We start from the raw sequence: 15791 nt of genomic DNA on the forward strand, positions 1-15791 counted from the left end.
CCGCGGTATTGCGTACGCCGATACTGTGGACGGTCGAGGATGTCCCACGGCGGGCGGGAGCGGCAGGTGAGCGAGGAAGAGTTCCGGGTCGACCCAGGGGCGCCCGTGTTCTTCCTCAGCTACGCCCGGACGAAGAACCGCGTCGCCGCGCCCCCGCGGGACACCAACCACCGGGTCTTCCAGCTCTTCGTCGACCTCTCCGACCACGTGGTCGAGCTGCTCGGCCTGCCGCCGGGGCGTCCCGCCGGCTTCATGGACCGGATGATCGACGGTGGGCAGCTCTGGACGGAGGACCTGGCCTTCGCCGCCGGTCACAGCCAGGTCTTCATCCCGCTGATCTCGCCGCAGTACCTCAACAGCGCCTGGTGTGCCCGCGAGTGGGACGCCTTCGCCCGCCGCCCGTTCACGCTGCGCCCCGGGGCGGTGGCCTCGCCGGGGGAGACCCCGATCATCCCGGTCAACTGGTCGGTGGTGGAGCGGCACCGGGTGCCGCCGGTCGTGTCGCAGCGGCAGATGTTCACGCCCACCCGGTTACCCTCGGACATCGCCCCGCAGTACCACGACGAGGGCATCTACGGCCTGCTCAGCCTGGGCAAGAACGGCAAGGACGCCTACGACGCGGTGGTGTGGCGCCTGGCGCAGCGCGTCGCCCGGGCGTACCACACGCACTGGGTGCAGGCGCAGGTCCCGGCCGACATGCAGCAGTTGCGCGCGACGTTCGAGGAGGTCGGGCATGACCTGGTCTGACACGTCCTCGCCCGGCGCGCCGCCCGGCCGGCAGACCTACTTCTTCCTCAGCTACGCCCACTCCGTGCCGCTGTCCGCGGCGGCCCGCCCCGACACCGACTTCTGGGTCAACCGGTTCTTCCACGATCTCGGCGCCGCCGTCCGGCGCGGCGCCCGCCGCACCGGCGAGCTCGACGTGGGGTTCTTCGACGGGCTGGTCAGTCCCGGTGCCGACCTCAAGCAGACGCTCACCGACGCGCTCAGCCTCGCCCACGTCTTCGTGCCGCTCTACTCGCCCAAGTACTTCAGCAACGCCTGGGCGGTCGGCGAGCGGGACTCGTTCCGCAGCCGGCTCGCCCGGCTGGCGCCCGGCCGGGCCGCCCGGCACATCCTGCCGGTGCTCTGGCTGCCCCTGTCGCCCTGGGAGGAGCGGCCCGAGACGGCGCAGGCGCTGGCGCTGGTCGGCGACGCCGCCGAACGCGCCGACTACGCCGAGAACGGGCTGCGGGCGCTGTGCAAGCTCAGCGCCTACCGCCGGCAGTACGAGAGCATCCTGGCGGTGCTCGCCGACCGGATCATCGCGGTGGCGGAGAGCGAGCCGCTCGCCCCGTCCCGGGCCGCGACGGTGACCAGCAGCCCGGTCGCCGACAGCGGCGAGACCGCGCTGGTGGTCACCACGCTCACCCCGCACGCCCCGGGCTGGCGGCCCTACGGCGACCAGCACGAGCTGGCCGTCGCCGACTACGTCGCGGCCACCGCCGAGCGGCTGGGCCTGTCCACCCGGGTGGTCGCCTTCGCCGACGCCCGCGCCCAGGCGCCGCACTGTCCCACCGTGGTGCTGGTGGACGCCGCCATCGGCGCCGAGGCGGCGCGCGACGCGGTCGACGGGCTGCCCCGCTGGGCGGTGCCGCTGGTCATCGCCGCCGAGGGTGAGCGTGGCGAGACGACGCCCGAGGCGATCGCCGGTACGTTGCAGGACGCGCGCTTTCCGCAGGTGCTGCCGGTGCGGGACATCGCGGAGTTCGAGCGCTGCGCGCCGCAGCTGGTGATCGAGGCCCGCAAGCAGTTCCTCCGGCACGGCCCGGTCGATCCGCCCGACGGTCCGGCCGTGCCCCGGCCGAGCCTGCGTCCGGCCGGCGCATCAGACGTAGGGCGAGGGAAGGAAGACCGATGACGCGACCGCGCGAGGGCCAGGTCGTCACCTTCTACTCATACAAGGGTGGCACCGGCCGCACCATGGCGCTGGCCAACACGGCCTGGATCCTGGCCGCGAACGGGCAGCGGGTGCTCGTCGCCGACTGGGACCTGGAGTCGCCCGGCCTGCACCGGTTCTACGCGCCGTTCCTCGACCCCGAGCAGGTCGCCTCCACCGGCGGGGTGATGGACCTGATCCTGGAGTACGAGTGGGAGAACGCGCGGCGGCGCACGGAGTCCGACGCCGCCGCCCGCCCCGGTGACTGGCACCGCCAGTTCGCCCGGGTGCACAAGTACGCCTTCTCGGTGAACTGGGAGTTCCCCGGCGGCGGCAGCCTCGACCTGCTGCTCGCCGGCCGGCACAACCCCGACTACGCCACCAGCGTCACCGGCCTGAACTGGGACAACTTCTACAACCGCCTCGGCGGGGCGCAGTTCTTCGACGCGCTGCGCGAGGACATGAAGCGGCACTACGACTACACGCTGATCGACAGCCGCACCGGCATCAGCGACGTCGCCGAGATCTGCACCATCCACCTGCCGGACGTGCTGGTGGACTGCTTCACCCTCAGCGACCAGGGCATCGACGGCGCCTCGGCGGTCGCCCGCCGGGTCCGCGGCTACGAGGGCCGCCGCGCGCGCCGGGTGCTGCCGGTGCCGATGCGGGTCGACGACGGGGAGAAGGGCAAGCGGGACGCCGGCCGGACGCTGGCCATGCAGCGCTTCGCCGGCCTGCCCAGCGGGATGACCGAGGCCGAGCGCCAGGAGTACTGGCTGACCGTCGAGGTGCCCTACCGGGCGTACTACGCCTACGAGGAGACGCTGGCGACCTTCGGCGACGAGCCGGGCGGGCGTACCACCCTGCTGTCCGCGTACGAGACGTTGACCAGCCACATCACCAACGGCCGGATCACCGCCCTGCCCCGGCTCGACGAGGCGCTGCGGCGGCAGACCGTGCAGCGCTTCGAGCGCAAGCGGGCCGTCCCCGACGAGCTGATCGTGCTGCGGCACGCCGCCGAGGACCAGGCCTGGGCGGAGTGGGTGCAGGCGGTGCTCACCGGCGCGGACCTGCGGGTGCTGACCGTCGCGCCGGGCGCCGTGGCGCCGGTGAAGGCCGACACCGCCTCCCGCGAGCTGCGGCTGGTCTCCCGGGCGTACGTGGCCGCGCAGGACCGGCTCGGCCCGGACGCCGTCGGGCGGGGCGGCACCACCCTCGCCGTGCACCTCGACGACACCACGCCCGCCCCGGACGTCCCCGTCGGCAGCTGGACCTCGGTGCACAACCGGGGCGTGGAGGCCGCCACCGAGCAACTGCTCAAGCTCGTCGGGCGGCCGACCGGCGACGGCGGGCGGGGCCTGGCGGGCGCCCGCTTCCCGGCCGTCGGCGCGGAGGTGTTCAACCCGCCGGGCCGCAACGTCCGCTTCACCGGCCGGGAGCAGCTGCTGCGCCGGCTGCGCGAGGAGCTGAAGGCCGGGGGCGGCGAGCGGACCCCGGTGGCGCTGCTCGGCGGCGCCGGCATCGGCAAGACCCAGCTGGCCATCGAGTACGCGCACCGCTTCCGGGGCGCGTACGACATCGTCTGGTGGATCGACGCGGACCCGCCGCAGTTCGTCGACGTGCAGGTGGCCGACCTCGGCCGCGAGCTCGGCCTGCCGGAGCTGCCGACGATCCCGGAGAAGACCCGGGCCGTGCGGCAGTGGCTCAGCCGCGCCGAGCGCCACGAGGACGGCGGTCAGCCGCCGCGGTGGCTGCTGGTGTTCGACAACGCCGACCAGTACGAGCACGTCAAGGACTTCCTGCCGCAGGGCAACGGGCACGTGCTGGTGACCACCCGCAACCCGGACTGGGGCGACCTGGCCCGGGCCGTGGACGTGGAGGCGTTCCAGCGGGGGGAGAGCGTGGCGCACCTGCGCGCCCGCATCGGTGAGCAGTTGATGAGCGTCGCCGAGGCCGAGCAGGTCGCCGAGGCGGTGGAGAACATCCCGATCCTGGTCGCGATGGCCGGCGCCTGGCTGGCCGACACCGGCACCCCGGTGGGCGACTACCTGGCCGGGCTGGAACGCACCGGCCCGGAGACCGACGTCTGGGGTCACTCGCTGCAACGGCTCAAGGAGCAGTCCGCCGGGGCGTACCGGCTGCTCCAGCTCTCCTCGGTGCTGGCCCCGGAGATCTCCCTCGACCTGCTCTACGGCGACCAGGTGGCCCGGGTCATCGCCCCGCACGACCCGGTGGTGGCGGCCCGGGTCGCCGACCGGGTGTCCGAGCGGGACATCGCGGCGGCGCTGGTGCAGCGGATCAACCGGCTCGCGTTGATCAAGGTGGACCTGCACGCCCAGCGGGTGCAGGTGCACCGCCTGCTCCAGGCCGCGCTGCGGGTGCGCATGTCCGACACCGAGCTGAACGAGATCAAGCACGACGTGCACCGGATCCTCGCCGGCTCCCGCCCGTCCGGCGAGGTGGAGGACCCGGCCGTGCAGGACCGGTTCCGCATCCTCTGGCCGCACCTGGACGGCTCCGACGCCGTCTCCTGCCAGGACGACAACGTCCGTCAGCTGGTCATCGACCGGATCCGGTACATCTACCTCAACGGCGGCTTCGAGCAGGGCGAGCAGTACGCGCGTCAGGCCGACAAGACCTGGTCGACGCGGCTGGAGGAGCTCTCACCCGACTCGCCGCCGCATCGGGCCCTGCGGGTGCAGCTGCTGCACCTGCGGTTCAACTGGGCGAACCTGCTGCGTGGCCTGGGCCGGTTCGACGAGGCCCGCCGGCTCGACGAGGACACCCTGCGCCAGCAGGAGGAGCTGATCGGCGCGAGCCACCCGTACACGCTGATGACGGCCGGCAGCTACGCCGGCGACCTGCGCGCCCTCGGCCGCTACCGGGAGGCGCTGGAGCGGGACCTGCGCACCTACGCGGCCTCGGTGGAGGTGTTCGGCGAGGACAACCGCCGCACCCTGGCCGCCGCCAACAACCTGGCCGCCTCGTACCAGCTGATGGGGCAGTTCACCCGGTCCCGGGAGCTGGACGAGAGCACCTACCGCCGGCTGCGGCTGGTGCTGGGCCCCGACCACCCGCGGACCCTCTTCTCCGCGAGCAACCTGGCCCGGGACCTGCGCGAGGTCGGCGAGTACGAGCGGTCGGTGTCGCTGCTGCGGGGCGTGGTGGAGGGCTACCGCCGGCTCTTCGGCGAACACTCCCGCGACGCGCTCGTCGCCCAGGCCAACCTCGCCGTCTCGCTGCGCAGCACCGGGGAGATCGACGAGGCGGCCGAACTGCTCGACATCGCCTACGAACGGCTGCGGACCAGCTTCGGCCCGGCCAACCCGGACACCCTGTTCAGCTGGTTGAGCCGGACGGCAAACCTCATGCTCCAGGGCCAGGGCGGCCGGGCCCGCGCCGAGTTGGCCGAGGTGGGGCAGACGTTCGCCCAGGTCTTCGGCGCCGACCACCCGTACGCGCTGGTCTGCCGCAACAACCTGGCGGTGGCGACCTGGGACGCGGGGGAGACGGGTACGGCCCGGACGCTCGCCGAGTCGGCCGCGGAGGCGCTGCGCGCGGCGCTGGACGAGCGGCACCCGTTCGTCATGGCGGCGGCGAACAACGTCGCGGTCTTCGACATCTACTCCGGCGAACTGGAGGAGGGTAGGGAGCGGTTGCGGGCGGTCGTCGAGCGGATGACCGAGGTGCTCGGCCCCGAACACCCCGACACCCTGCGTGGCCTGGGCAACCTGGAGGTCGTCCACCAGATGGCCTCGGGCGGGCTGGTGAGCATCGGGCGGACCCGGATCGCCGACCGGCTGGCCGACCGGATCGGCCAGCGGCACCCGAGCGTGCTGGTGCTGCGCGACGGCCGGCTGGTGCGCCGGGTCGTCGACCCGCACCCCTACTGATCGGGCCGGCTGCCGATCAGCACGTCCCGGCTCACCGGCGCGTCGACGTCGGTGAGCCAGCGCAGCATGCGCGGCAGCTCCTCCACGGCGTCGAAGTGCGCCGCGCCGGGCTGGACCTCCACCTCGGCGCCGGGAATCTGCCCGGCCAGCCACCGGGCGTGGCTGGCGGGGGCGAAGGTGTCCTCCGCGCCGTGCCACAGCCGCACCGGCGTCGCCGCGGTGTCGATCGCGCCGAGGTCGAACTTCCAGCTCCGCCGCAGCGCGAGCACGTCGTCGATCCACCCGTACGGGCCGGCGCGCAGCGCCTCCTCGTAGGTGTCGGTGATGAGCCGCCGCAGCGCCGCGTCGTTGACCGCCCGTCGGTCCGCCGCGCTCATCTCCACCATCAGCTCTTCCAGCAGGATCCGGGGATCGTCGATCGCGCGGGCGGCCCGGCGCCGGATCTGCTCGATCACCGAGGCGGTGTCCCGGTTGCCGTCACCGCCGAAGCCGCGCACGTTGTCGCTGTTCATCCCGGCGAACCAGTCCAGCTGCGTCGCGTCGGACGGGGCGAAGCTGACCAGCACCGCGACCCGGGTCACGCGGCCGCGTAACGCGCCGTCGGCGGCGCAGGCCAGCGCGTGCGGGCCGCCGCCGGAGCGGCCGGCGACCGCGAACCGTTCCAGCCCGAGCTGGTCGGCGATGGCCTCGACGTCCCGGGCGGCGTCGGCGACGTCGCGCCCCTCCCGCCGGTCGGAGTCGCCGTAGCCGGGACGGTCGTGGGCGATGAGCCGGACGCCGAGCCGGTAGAGCACGATGCCGCGTGGCTTCGGGCCACGGCGGCTGCCGGGGGTACCGTGGAGGAGGAAGACGGGGATCCCGTCCGGCGCGCCGGTGACCTCGTACGCCACGCGCTTGTTGTCCGCGCGGTGGGCGAATTCGGTCCCTGGCTCGCCATTTCGGGTCACTCCAGCCTGCCTTCCGGTGCTGCGTTCAGCCAACGTGCGTAACCCGGTGGGTGAGGCCGCTGATCCGGCTGCGACAACCTCACTCAGCAGTCGAGCCTAACGGTCGGGCCGGTCAGGTCGCTACGGAGAGCATCGACAAGGGGCCGGATCTGTCGGAAACGACACCTGGCCGGGCCTGTTCCTGAAACTTCCGTCCGACGCTCCGACCCGGCCCGTACGGCTGACCCGGCGGTCTACCGGTCGGCGCCCGGGCAGCCCGCGCCGCAGGTCTGGGCCGGGGTGTCGGCGTCCCACCCGCCGGGGGCGTCGACGTCGAGCCCGGCCGCGCGCGGCTCGTCGTAGCGCCAGTCCAGCCGGTACTGGGCGCGCAGCCGGGGCCGCGGCACCTGCCACTCGTACGCGACGACACCCGCGCGTTCCTGGCGGCGGGGGACGACGTCGGCGGTCGTCTCGGAGGTGAACGAGGTCTCGCTGCCCCAGACCGTGGGCCGGGCGGCGGCGGGCAGGTCGAGCCGGATGGTGAGGCGGCGGGTGGGCAGCCGGATGTCGCGTTGCAGCCAGTCGCCGAACTTCCACGCCGGCACCCGGTAGGCGTAGTCGAGCACGGTCTGCTGCCCGGGGTAGAGCGGAACCGGGGTGCCGCCGGTGTCGAACATCAGGGCGATCTTGAGGAAGGCGTCCCGGCTTCGGGTCGCTCGCCAGCGCATCGGCTCGGGCCGGTCGGCGCCGATGGTGGCGGCGAAGTCGACCTCGTCCAGCGTGAGCGGGTGGCGGCTGTGGAAGGCCGTGGAGCGCGCCGGGTCGTCCGGGTAGCGGTCGATGTCGATCTGCACGGTGTGCCGGGTGATCGGCTCGGTGCCGACGCTGTGCAGGACCCGCCGGAACCGGCACTCGTACCAGCCGTCGACCAGGGCCAGGCCGGCCTGCTCGTCGTCGATCACCAGGTGCGGCCCGGCGGGCGGCGGCACGGCGGTGGGACCCAGGGCGGGCACCCGGCCGTCGCCGCGCGCGCCGGCGAAGTCGACGTACCGCTGCCAGATGCGGTTGCCGCTGTCGAGCACCAGTTCGACCCGGCGGGCGAACTCCTCGGTCGGCTGGTGCCGGCCGTTCTCGATGTGGCTGACGTACGAGGGGTCGAAGCCGGTCCGCTCCGCCAGTTCCTTCTTGGACAGTCGCCGCTGGTGTCGCCAGTGGGTGAGTTCCCGTACGAAGGCCGCGGCCGCATCGTCCTTTGTGGAGCTGCCCATGCCCCCGTCCTCGCTGTCGGGCCTCAAGTGTGTCCCAGGTGTTGCGGACGCGCCAGCGGTGATTTGCGGGCCGGGCGGGCGGTCCGGTCGGGCGGTGTCGGCACCGTGAACGTGGCGTTACCGAGCGGCCAACATCGCCCGTCGTCCCGGAGCTGCCCGGCGGACGGGCCGGTCGGCGGAGCGGCGCGGGTGCCTCCGGCTCTCCGGCGTCGGCCGCCGGCGCGACGCGTGGGAGATCGGCCGCCTGGGTATCACTTCCGGTCATGAGCACGAGCAACACGACGGCCGCCGAGCCTCGGGCGAGGGCGGCGGGCGACGGCACGGTGGCGGTCGTCGCCCACCGGAAGAAGACCCTGGGCGGCGGCCTCGACGAGCTGCGCGCGACCCTCGTCGCCGCCGGGGTCGAGGACCTGCTCTGGTACGAGGTGCCGAAGAGCCGCAAGGCGCCGAAGAAGGCCCGTAAGGCGCTGAAGAAGGGCGCCGAGCTGGTCTTCGTCTGGGGCGGCGACGGCATGGTGCAGCGCTGCGCCGACGCCCTCGCCGGGTCGGACGCCGCCATGGCCATCCTGCCCGCCGGCACCGCCAACCTCTTCGCCGCCAACCTCGGCATCCCCACCGACCTCCCCGAGGCGGTCCGCATCGGCCTGCACGGCCGGCGCCGCCGGCTGGACCTGGGCCGGCTCAACGGCGAGCACTTCGCGGTGATGGCCGGCGCCGGGTTCGACGGGGACCTGATCCGGGAGGCCGACCGCGGCCTCAAGGGCCGGCTCGGCCGGGCCGCGTACCTCTGGACCGGCCTGCGCCACGTCCGGGGCGAGTTGGTCCACACCCGGATCCGGGTCGACGGGACGGACTGGTTCGACGGCGAGGCCAGCTGCGTGCTCTTCGGCAACGTCGGCACCATCACCGGAGGTGTGCCTGCCTTCGACGACGCCCGACCCGACGACGGCGCCCTGGAGATCGGCGTCTCCACCGCCAGCGGCGCGATCGACTGGGCGCGCACCCTCGGCCGGATGGCCGCCGGCCGTTCCGCGGACTCGCCGTTCGTCCGGATCACCCGGGGCCGCAAGGTGACGGTCCGCTTCGCGGTGCCGAGGACGTACGAGCTGGACGGCGGCGCGCGCGGTGAGACGACCCGGCTGAAGGTCCGGGTGGTGCCGGGGGCGTTGACGGTGTGCTGCCCGGCGACGGACAGTTGACGGGCGACCCGGGGGAGGGGCGATGGGCCCGGCACAGGATGTCCTGACCGTCCGTCGGCTGCGCCTGGGCACCGGGCTGGTCGGCATCGCGTTGCCGGTCGTGCTGACCCTCGGCAACGCGCTCTTCGCCGGCCGGCTCACGCTGCTCGAATCGATCAGCGGGGCGTACCACACGGCGATGCGGGACGTCTTCGTCGGCAGCATGTGCGCCATCGGCGTCTTCCTCGTCTGCTACCGGTACCGACCCCTCGACGACCTGCTGAGCAGCATCGGCGGTGCGCTGGCGGTCACCGTCGCGCTCTTTCCCACCGCCTCCGGCGCCCGGGACGATTCGGTCAGCGCCACCGACGTCCTGGTCGGCCGGGTGCACCAGGTCTGCGCCGCCGCCCTGTTCCTGCTGCTGGCCGGCTTCTGCCTGTTCCTGTTCACCCGGACCGACCCGGCCGCCGGCCCGGTCACCCCGGAGAAGCTGGTCCGCAACCGCGTCTACCGGGTCTGCGGCGTGATCATCGTCGCGGCGGTGGCCCTCGCGCCGGCCAGCACCCTGCTGCCGGACGGGGTGCAGGAGGCGGTGAAGCCGATCTTCTGGTGCGAGACGGTCGCCGTGCTCGCCTTCGGCGTCGCCTGGCTGGTCAAGGGCGAGGCGATCATCCGGGACGGGAGCGGCCGGGGCGCGGATCCGAGCTGAACGGCCGGGGGGTGGCGTGCGGCCCGTCGACCGGGCCGGGGCAGGATGTCGGCCATGGACCCGACCGTACGGCGATACCTCGACGACCTGGTCGGCGCGGCCGGCGACGTCCTCGGCGACGACCTCGTCGGGGCGTATGCGGCCGGCTCGGTGGGCATGGGCGCGTACCAGCCCGGCCGCAGCGACGTGGACGTGGCGCTGGTCGCCGCGGAACCGCTGGATCTTCCGCGGAAGCGGGACCTGGTGGCCCGGCTGCGGCACGAGGCGCTGCCCTGCCCGGCGCGCGGGCTGGAACTGGTCGCCTACACCCGCGCCGCCGCCGGCTCCGGCACCCCGGAACCCGGGTTCGAGGTCGAGCTGAACACCGGGGCGCGGATGCCGTTCCGCGCCACCTGGGACCCGGCCGAGCGGCCCGCCGCCGACGGCCTCTTCTGGTACGGCCTGGACCGCGACATCCTGCACGAACACGGGTACGCGCTGCTCGGCCCGCCCGCCGCCGACGTCTTCGCGCCCCTCGCTCCGAATGACCTGCGCCGGCTGCTCGTCGAGGCGCTGCGCTGGTGGCTGGCCCTGCCGACCCCCGCCGACGACGCGCCCGCCCCCGGCGCGGAGGACGCGGTGCTGGGTGCCTGCCGGTCGCTGGTGAAGGCCCGGGACGGGGTGTGGCTGTCCAAGGTGGCCGCCGGCCGCCGGCTGGCCGGCACCGGGTACGAGGTCGACCTGATCGAGCGGTGCGTCGCCGCCCGCGCCGGTGGCGCCCCGCCGAGCGGCGCCCAGGCCCGGGCGTTCCAGCGGCGGGTGCTGGAGGAGATCGCCGCCGGGAGCTGACCCGGCGGGCGAAAACGGCTGTCCGAGCGTCGTACCCGGTTGCCATCATGACCGCCGTGACCCCGTTGAAGATCATCAAGGGCGCCGCGACCAGCCCGCAGGCCAAGGGGCGCAAGGTGATCGCGCACCTCTGCAACGACCTCGGTGGCTGGGGCAAGGGCTTCGTGCTGGCCGTCTCCCGCCGCTGGCCGGAGCCGGAACGGGACTACCGCGACTGGCACCGGCACCGGGCGCGCAACGACTTCGGGCTCGGCGCGGTCCGTCTGGTCCGAGTGGCCCCCGACGTGTGGGTGGCGAACATGGTCGGTCAGCGGGGCATCAGGGCCGGCAGCGGCGGTCCGCCGATCCGCTACGACGCCGTGCAGCGCTGCCTGACCTCGCTCGGCGACCAGGCCCAGGCGCTGGGGGCGTCGGTGCACATGCCGCGGATCGGCTGCGGGCTGGCCGGCGGCACCTGGAGCCGGATCGAGCCGCTTGTCACCGACACCCTCTGCGCGCGGGACATCGCGGTGACCGTCTACGAGCACGGGTAGCGGGGGCCTCGGCCCATTCCCCCGCCGGTGCGGGAGCCGCGCGCCGATCGGCGGTCCCGCCGTGTAAAGATTTCTTGACACGCCTGCCCGGCGCGGCATACCGTTCGGGTGTCAAAGATTCTTTACACCCCCGGGGGAGGGTCCGTGGCCTTCGAGGAAAAACGCGCCTGGATGTTGGCCGTGGTCGCGGTCATCGCCTACGCCACGTACGCGGCCATCGTCGTCGGCCGCGCCGACGGCGTGCCGTTGCCCGACGTGTCGTACGCCGGTGCCCTGCTCTGGAGCATCGGCGGCGCCATCGTGGCGTCGATCCTCCTGCACATCGTCGTCTCGATCGTCTCGCCCGAGGGCGCCAACCAGGCCGACCAGCGGGACCGGGAGATCCACCGCACCGGGGAGCACATCGGCCAGGCCTTCGTCATCGTCGGCGGGGTGGCCGCGCTCGGCATGGCGTTGGCCCGGTGGGACCACTTCTGGATCGCCAACGTCATCTACCTGGGCTTCGTGCTCTCCGCCGTGGTCGGCTCCGCCGCCAAGATCGTCGCCTACCGGCGGGGCTTCCAGTCGTGGTGAAACCGACCCGGATCACCAACTCCATCCGCACCCTGCGGGCGGCGCACGACGAGATGACCCAGGCCGAACTGGCCCGCCGCATCGGCGTGACCCGGCAGACCGTCATCGCCATCGAGCAGGGCCGCTACTCGCCTTCGCTGGAGATGGCCTTCCAGATCGCCGACGTGTTCGGCGTGCCCCTCACCGACGTGTTCCACTACCCCCGGGAGAGCTCGTGAAAGCCATCGTCCAGGACCGCTACGGCCCCGCCGACGTGCTCCAGCTGCGCGACATCGACCCGCCGCAGCTCGGCGACGACGACGTCCTCGTCCAGGTCCGCGCCGCCGGCGTCGACCCCGGCGTCTGGCACCTGATGACCGGCCTGCCGTACCCGGTCCGCCTCGGCTACGGCCTGCGCCGCCCCCGCCACCGCGTCCCCGGCATGGACCTCGCCGGCGTCGTGGCGGCCGTCGGTCGCCGCGTCACCCGCTTCGCCCCCGGCGACGAGGTCTACGGCACCGGCACCGGCAGCTACGCCGAGTACGCCCTCGCGCCGCAGCACAAGCTCGCCCGCAAGCCCGCCGCGCTCACCTTCGCCGAGGCCGCCGCCGTGCCGGTCTCCGGACAGACGGCGCTCACCGCCGTCCGCGACGCCGCGGCGGTACGCCCCGGCCAGCGCGTGCTCGTCATCGGCGCCGGGGGCGGCGTCGGCTCGTACGCCGTCCAACTCGCCACCGCGGCCGGCGCCCACGTCACCGGCGTCTGCGGACCCACCAAACGGGACCTGGTCATCTCCCTCGGCGCGACCGACGTCGTCGACCACACCTGCGAGGACATCACCGACCGGGGCATCCGGTACGACGTCATCGTCGACACCGCCGGCAACCGCACCCTGGCCCACCTGCGTCGCGCCCTCACGCCCACCGGCACGCTGGTCCTCGTCGGCGGCGAGGGCGCCACCGGGAAGCTGCTGCAGGGCTTCGACCGGCAGCTGCGCGCGCTGCTGCTCTCCCCGCTGGTCGGCCAGCGGCTGATCCCCCTCGTGGCCAAGGAGAGCAGCGAGAACCTCGACGCCCTCACCGCGCTGGTCGACGCCGGCCGGCTCCGGCCCGTCCTCGACCGGAGTTGGCCGCTGGCGCAGGCGGCCGACGCGATCCGGCACGTGGAGGGCGGGCACGCCCGGGGCAAGAACGTCGTCCTGCCCTGAGCCGGCCGGCCGCCGCACCGGCCCGGCTCAGCTGCTCCGGACCACCTCGGGCCGGTGCGCCGCCGGCGGCACGTACGGCTCCGGGGCCGGCCGCTCGATCGCCGGCCGGTCGGCCTCGGGCCGTTCCGCCGTCGGCTCCTCGGGCTCCTCGGGCGTCTCGTCCGCCGCCCGCTCCCCGCCCGGCCGGACGGCCACCATCGGGTACTCGGCGGTCTCCCCGCCACCGGCCGCGGCGGCCATCACCGCGGCGGCCGCCAGGTCCGCCACCCGCTTGGCCTCCCGCTGCACCCGCGCCCGGACGTCCTTGGCGTGCCGCTCGACCGACTCGGCCGCCTGCCGCGCCTCGTCCAGCCGCTTCGTCTCGGCCGCCAAGGTCCGGCGCGTCTCCTCCAGGCGGCGCTGCGTCTGCACCAGGTCCCGCTCGGTGGTGTCGCCCTCCTGCTGGATCTCGGCGAGCTGCTGCCGGGCCGTCTCCAGCTCCTCGCTCACCTGCGCCAGCGCCTGCTGCCGCTCCGCGATCTCCTGCTGCACCGCCGTGAGCTGCTCCTGCTGCGCAGCCATCTGCTCGTCGGCGCGCTGGCGCACCTCGGTGGCGTACTGCTGCGCCTCCGCGATCAGCGCCTGAATCTGCTGCTCCGCAGCGCTGTGCTGGTTGGTCAGCTCCTGCTCGGCCGCCGCCCGGTGCTCGGCCAGCTCCTGCTCGGCGGCGGCCCGCCGCTCGGCGATCTCCTTCTCGGCGGTGGCCTGCCACTGGGCCAGCTCCTGCTGGCTCTGCGTGCGCGCCGCCTGGATCTCCTGCTGGATCTGGGTACGCGCCGCCTTGGTCAGCGCCTCCGCCGCCGCACGGGTCTGGGTGATCTGCTTGGCGGTCTGCTCGCTGATCCGCTTCGCCTCCTGCTGGGCGCGCTCGTGCGCGGCCTCACCCTCCGCCCGCAGCTTCTCGGCCCGCTCCCGGATCTCGGCCAGCTCCCGCTCGGCCGCCGCCCGGCGCTCCTCGTACACCTTGTCCTGCTCGGTCCGGCGGGCGGCGAGCTCCTCGTCCAGGTCCCGCAGCGCCTGGACGGTCCGCTCCCGCGCCTCGGCCAGCACCTTCTCCGCCTCGCTCTGGAGGTTGGTCGCCCGCTGCGTCGCCGTCTCGGTGATCACCCCGGCCTGCTTCTCGGCCAGCGCGAGGATCTGATCCACCATCGGGCCCAGGTCCCGGAAGGACGCCCGGTCCACCTGTGCGGGGCGCTGCCGCAGCTCGGTCAGCTCCGTCTGGAGACGCTGGATGTGCGCGGTGAGGCCGTGCACCTGGCTCGCCACCCGGTCCCGCTCGGTCGACAGCGTGGCGAGCTGACCGTCCGTCTGCTCGACGTACCGGTCCACCTGCCGCTTGTCGTATCCGCGCAGGGCGGTCTCGAAATGCGGCCGCCCGGCCGCGTCGTCACGCAGCGCGAACGGCTCCTCGCCGTTGGACATGCAGCACCCCTCCGTACTGTGCGAGCGCCACGCGGATGAACGCCCACGGGCCATGATGTGGCGCAACGCTACCGTCGTCCGGCCCCGGACAATAGGGCCGCCCCGGTGATCGGGACGCCGGCACGGGGCCTTGTTCCGTCGGTGGCACCGCAGGGCGGCTCCCGTCGCGAGCGGCACCGAATGGCGCCGGTCGAGCGCGGTGTACGTCCCGCACTCCCTGGGATGCAGTGGGCGAGCGTCCACACCGGTCTCGCCCTCCCCGGCTTCCCTGTGGAGCGGGACGTGGTCCAACCGCTCGGCGTCCGCGCGCCTCAACGCGCGGGGCGTGGCTCTGGTCCCTAACGACCCTCCCGGCTCCCGCCGACCGCGTGACTGCCACTCAGGTAGACGTTGTCGGCGGTAGAGGTTGTCGGGTTGTCGAGCCGTTCCGGGCCTGACGACCTGAGCGGTTCCCGGTGCTGCCTCACCGGTTCGCCGATCCTGCCTGTTGAGCCGTCCCGGTTCCGCTGGGCGTCGCGTCGGTCAGCTGTGCCCGGCGGCGCCGGGGACGAGTCCCCAGTTGCCGGTGGACCCCGCGCGGACTCCTGCGCCGAGAGTGTCCACCTCTCATGGGACGGCCCTGACTCCTGTGCTGGTCGACGGCGCCTCGCCACAGGGGATGAGCGGGGGGAGAGGTGACGATCCATGATGTGACGGGGGACGCACGCCGTTGATTTGACGATCAACTCGCCGTCCACGTAACTTTCTCTCTGCCAGCGCGGAACGGACGAAACAGGCGAAAGCTTGCGAGGCCGGAGCGCGGGAATGGTTCGGGGGTCGGCCGGGTTGTCATCCGGTACGAGCCCGGACCGGGCGCCTCAGGACTTGCGATGCAGGTCGGGGGGTGTCGGGAATGACTCCGGGGTCGGATGGGTTGCATCCCATGTGAGCCTGGACCGGGCGGTGCCCCGGATTCGCTGCGAGGCGGATTTGGCGGGGCGAAGCCGACCGGGTAAGGTTGTCGACCGGCAGGGCACCGGGCGAGGTTGCGGGAAACCGCAGCGGCCGGCCTGCTGAAATTCCACGAGATGTCCGGCGCGAGTCGGTTGAATTGTGGTGCCCGGAATTGCGGTGGAAGTGGTGCGGATCGCCGGAAGGCGGTTTGACACGGCGGAAACCGGCGGGTAACGTAGTAAAAGTGCCCGGCGCGAGAGCGGCGGTCGCGACAGAGCGTAAATGCCCCGGGTCGGGGGTCCTCTGCGGAGGGTTTCCGGGCGGTGTGTGGTTGTTCTTTGAGAACTCAACAGGGTGCTTGTAAAGCCAGTGCCAATTATGATTT

At 73.4% G+C, this 15791-nt stretch carries 13 protein-coding genes; 10 read left to right on the forward strand and 3 right to left on the reverse strand.

Annotation, left to right across the window (positions count from 1 at the left end; genetic code table 11):
• Positions 1-66 precede the first annotated feature (66 nt).
• From V6U88_RS26575 to fxsT, 3 genes are read left to right on the forward strand one after another with little or no spacing between them, the layout of a single operon-like run.
• Positions 67-747 (forward strand): TIR-like protein FxsC, encoded by a 681-nt coding sequence (locus V6U88_RS26575; protein ID WP_334457085.1) that lies wholly within the window; start codon positions 67-69, stop codon positions 745-747.
• On the forward strand, positions 734-1900 hold the full coding sequence (locus V6U88_RS26580; protein WP_334457087.1) for a TIR-like protein FxsC: 1167 nt from the start codon (positions 734-736) through the stop codon (positions 1898-1900). Before V6U88_RS26575 ends, V6U88_RS26580 begins: the two co-directional genes overlap by 14 nt.
• Entirely contained in the window at positions 1897-5811 is a 3915-nt protein-coding gene (gene fxsT / locus V6U88_RS26585) for an FxSxx-COOH system tetratricopeptide repeat protein (protein WP_334457089.1), read from the forward strand. Before V6U88_RS26580 ends, fxsT begins: the two co-directional genes overlap by 4 nt.
• On the opposite strand, the gene V6U88_RS26590 is transcribed toward fxsT, so the two are convergent.
• Positions 5805-6758, reverse strand: a complete 954-nt coding sequence (locus tag V6U88_RS26590) for an alpha/beta fold hydrolase (protein WP_334457091.1) — start codon at positions 6756-6758, stop codon at positions 5805-5807. The two genes, fxsT and V6U88_RS26590, sit on opposite strands and share 7 nt — an antisense overlap.
• A 233-nt stretch (positions 6759-6991) precedes the next feature.
• Positions 6992-8005, reverse strand: a complete 1014-nt coding sequence (locus V6U88_RS26595) for a helix-turn-helix domain-containing protein (RefSeq protein WP_334457093.1) — start codon at positions 8003-8005, stop codon at positions 6992-6994.
• 263 nt (positions 8006-8268) lie between these two features.
• Between V6U88_RS26595 and V6U88_RS26600 the strand changes: the two genes are divergently transcribed.
• The 7 genes from V6U88_RS26600 (at position 8269) to V6U88_RS26630 (ending at position 13012) form a co-directional block, all read left to right on the forward strand.
• On the forward strand, positions 8269-9204 hold the full coding sequence (locus V6U88_RS26600) for a diacylglycerol/lipid kinase family protein (RefSeq protein ID WP_334457094.1): 936 nt from the start codon (positions 8269-8271) through the stop codon (positions 9202-9204).
• A gap of 22 nt (positions 9205-9226) precedes the next feature.
• Positions 9227-9892 (forward strand): DUF998 domain-containing protein, encoded by a 666-nt coding sequence (locus V6U88_RS26605; protein WP_334457095.1) that lies wholly within the window; start codon positions 9227-9229, stop codon positions 9890-9892.
• Between the two features lie 54 nt (positions 9893-9946).
• On the forward strand, positions 9947-10720 hold the full coding sequence (locus V6U88_RS26610) for a nucleotidyltransferase domain-containing protein (protein ID WP_334457096.1): 774 nt from the start codon (positions 9947-9949) through the stop codon (positions 10718-10720).
• 47 nt (positions 10721-10767) lie between these two features.
• The gene (locus V6U88_RS26615) at positions 10768-11253 is read left to right on the forward strand and encodes a macro domain-containing protein (RefSeq protein WP_334457097.1); all 486 of its coding nucleotides are present in this window, start codon (positions 10768-10770) and stop codon (positions 11251-11253) included.
• A gap of 144 nt (positions 11254-11397) precedes the next feature.
• Entirely contained in the window at positions 11398-11826 is a 429-nt protein-coding gene (locus V6U88_RS26620; RefSeq protein ID WP_334457098.1) for a hypothetical protein, read from the forward strand.
• Positions 11820-12044: a helix-turn-helix transcriptional regulator gene (locus V6U88_RS26625; RefSeq protein ID WP_442934702.1), complete on the forward strand. Its 225-nt coding sequence runs from the start codon at positions 11820-11822 to the stop codon at positions 12042-12044. Before V6U88_RS26620 ends, V6U88_RS26625 begins: the two co-directional genes overlap by 7 nt.
• The gene (locus tag V6U88_RS26630; RefSeq protein WP_334457100.1) at positions 12041-13012 is read left to right on the forward strand and encodes an NAD(P)-dependent alcohol dehydrogenase; all 972 of its coding nucleotides are present in this window, start codon (positions 12041-12043) and stop codon (positions 13010-13012) included. Before V6U88_RS26625 ends, V6U88_RS26630 begins: the two co-directional genes overlap by 4 nt.
• A gap of 27 nt (positions 13013-13039) precedes the next feature.
• Here V6U88_RS26630 and V6U88_RS26635 read toward each other — a convergent pair whose 3' ends face one another.
• Positions 13040-14473, reverse strand: a complete 1434-nt coding sequence (locus tag V6U88_RS26635) for a DivIVA domain-containing protein (RefSeq protein ID WP_334457103.1) — start codon at positions 14471-14473, stop codon at positions 13040-13042.
• Between the last annotated feature and the right edge of the window lie 1318 nt (positions 14474-15791).

This window comes from Micromonospora sp. CPCC 205739, assembly GCF_036906795.1.
In the GTDB taxonomy this organism is placed as follows: domain Bacteria; phylum Actinomycetota; class Actinomycetes; order Mycobacteriales; family Micromonosporaceae; genus Micromonospora.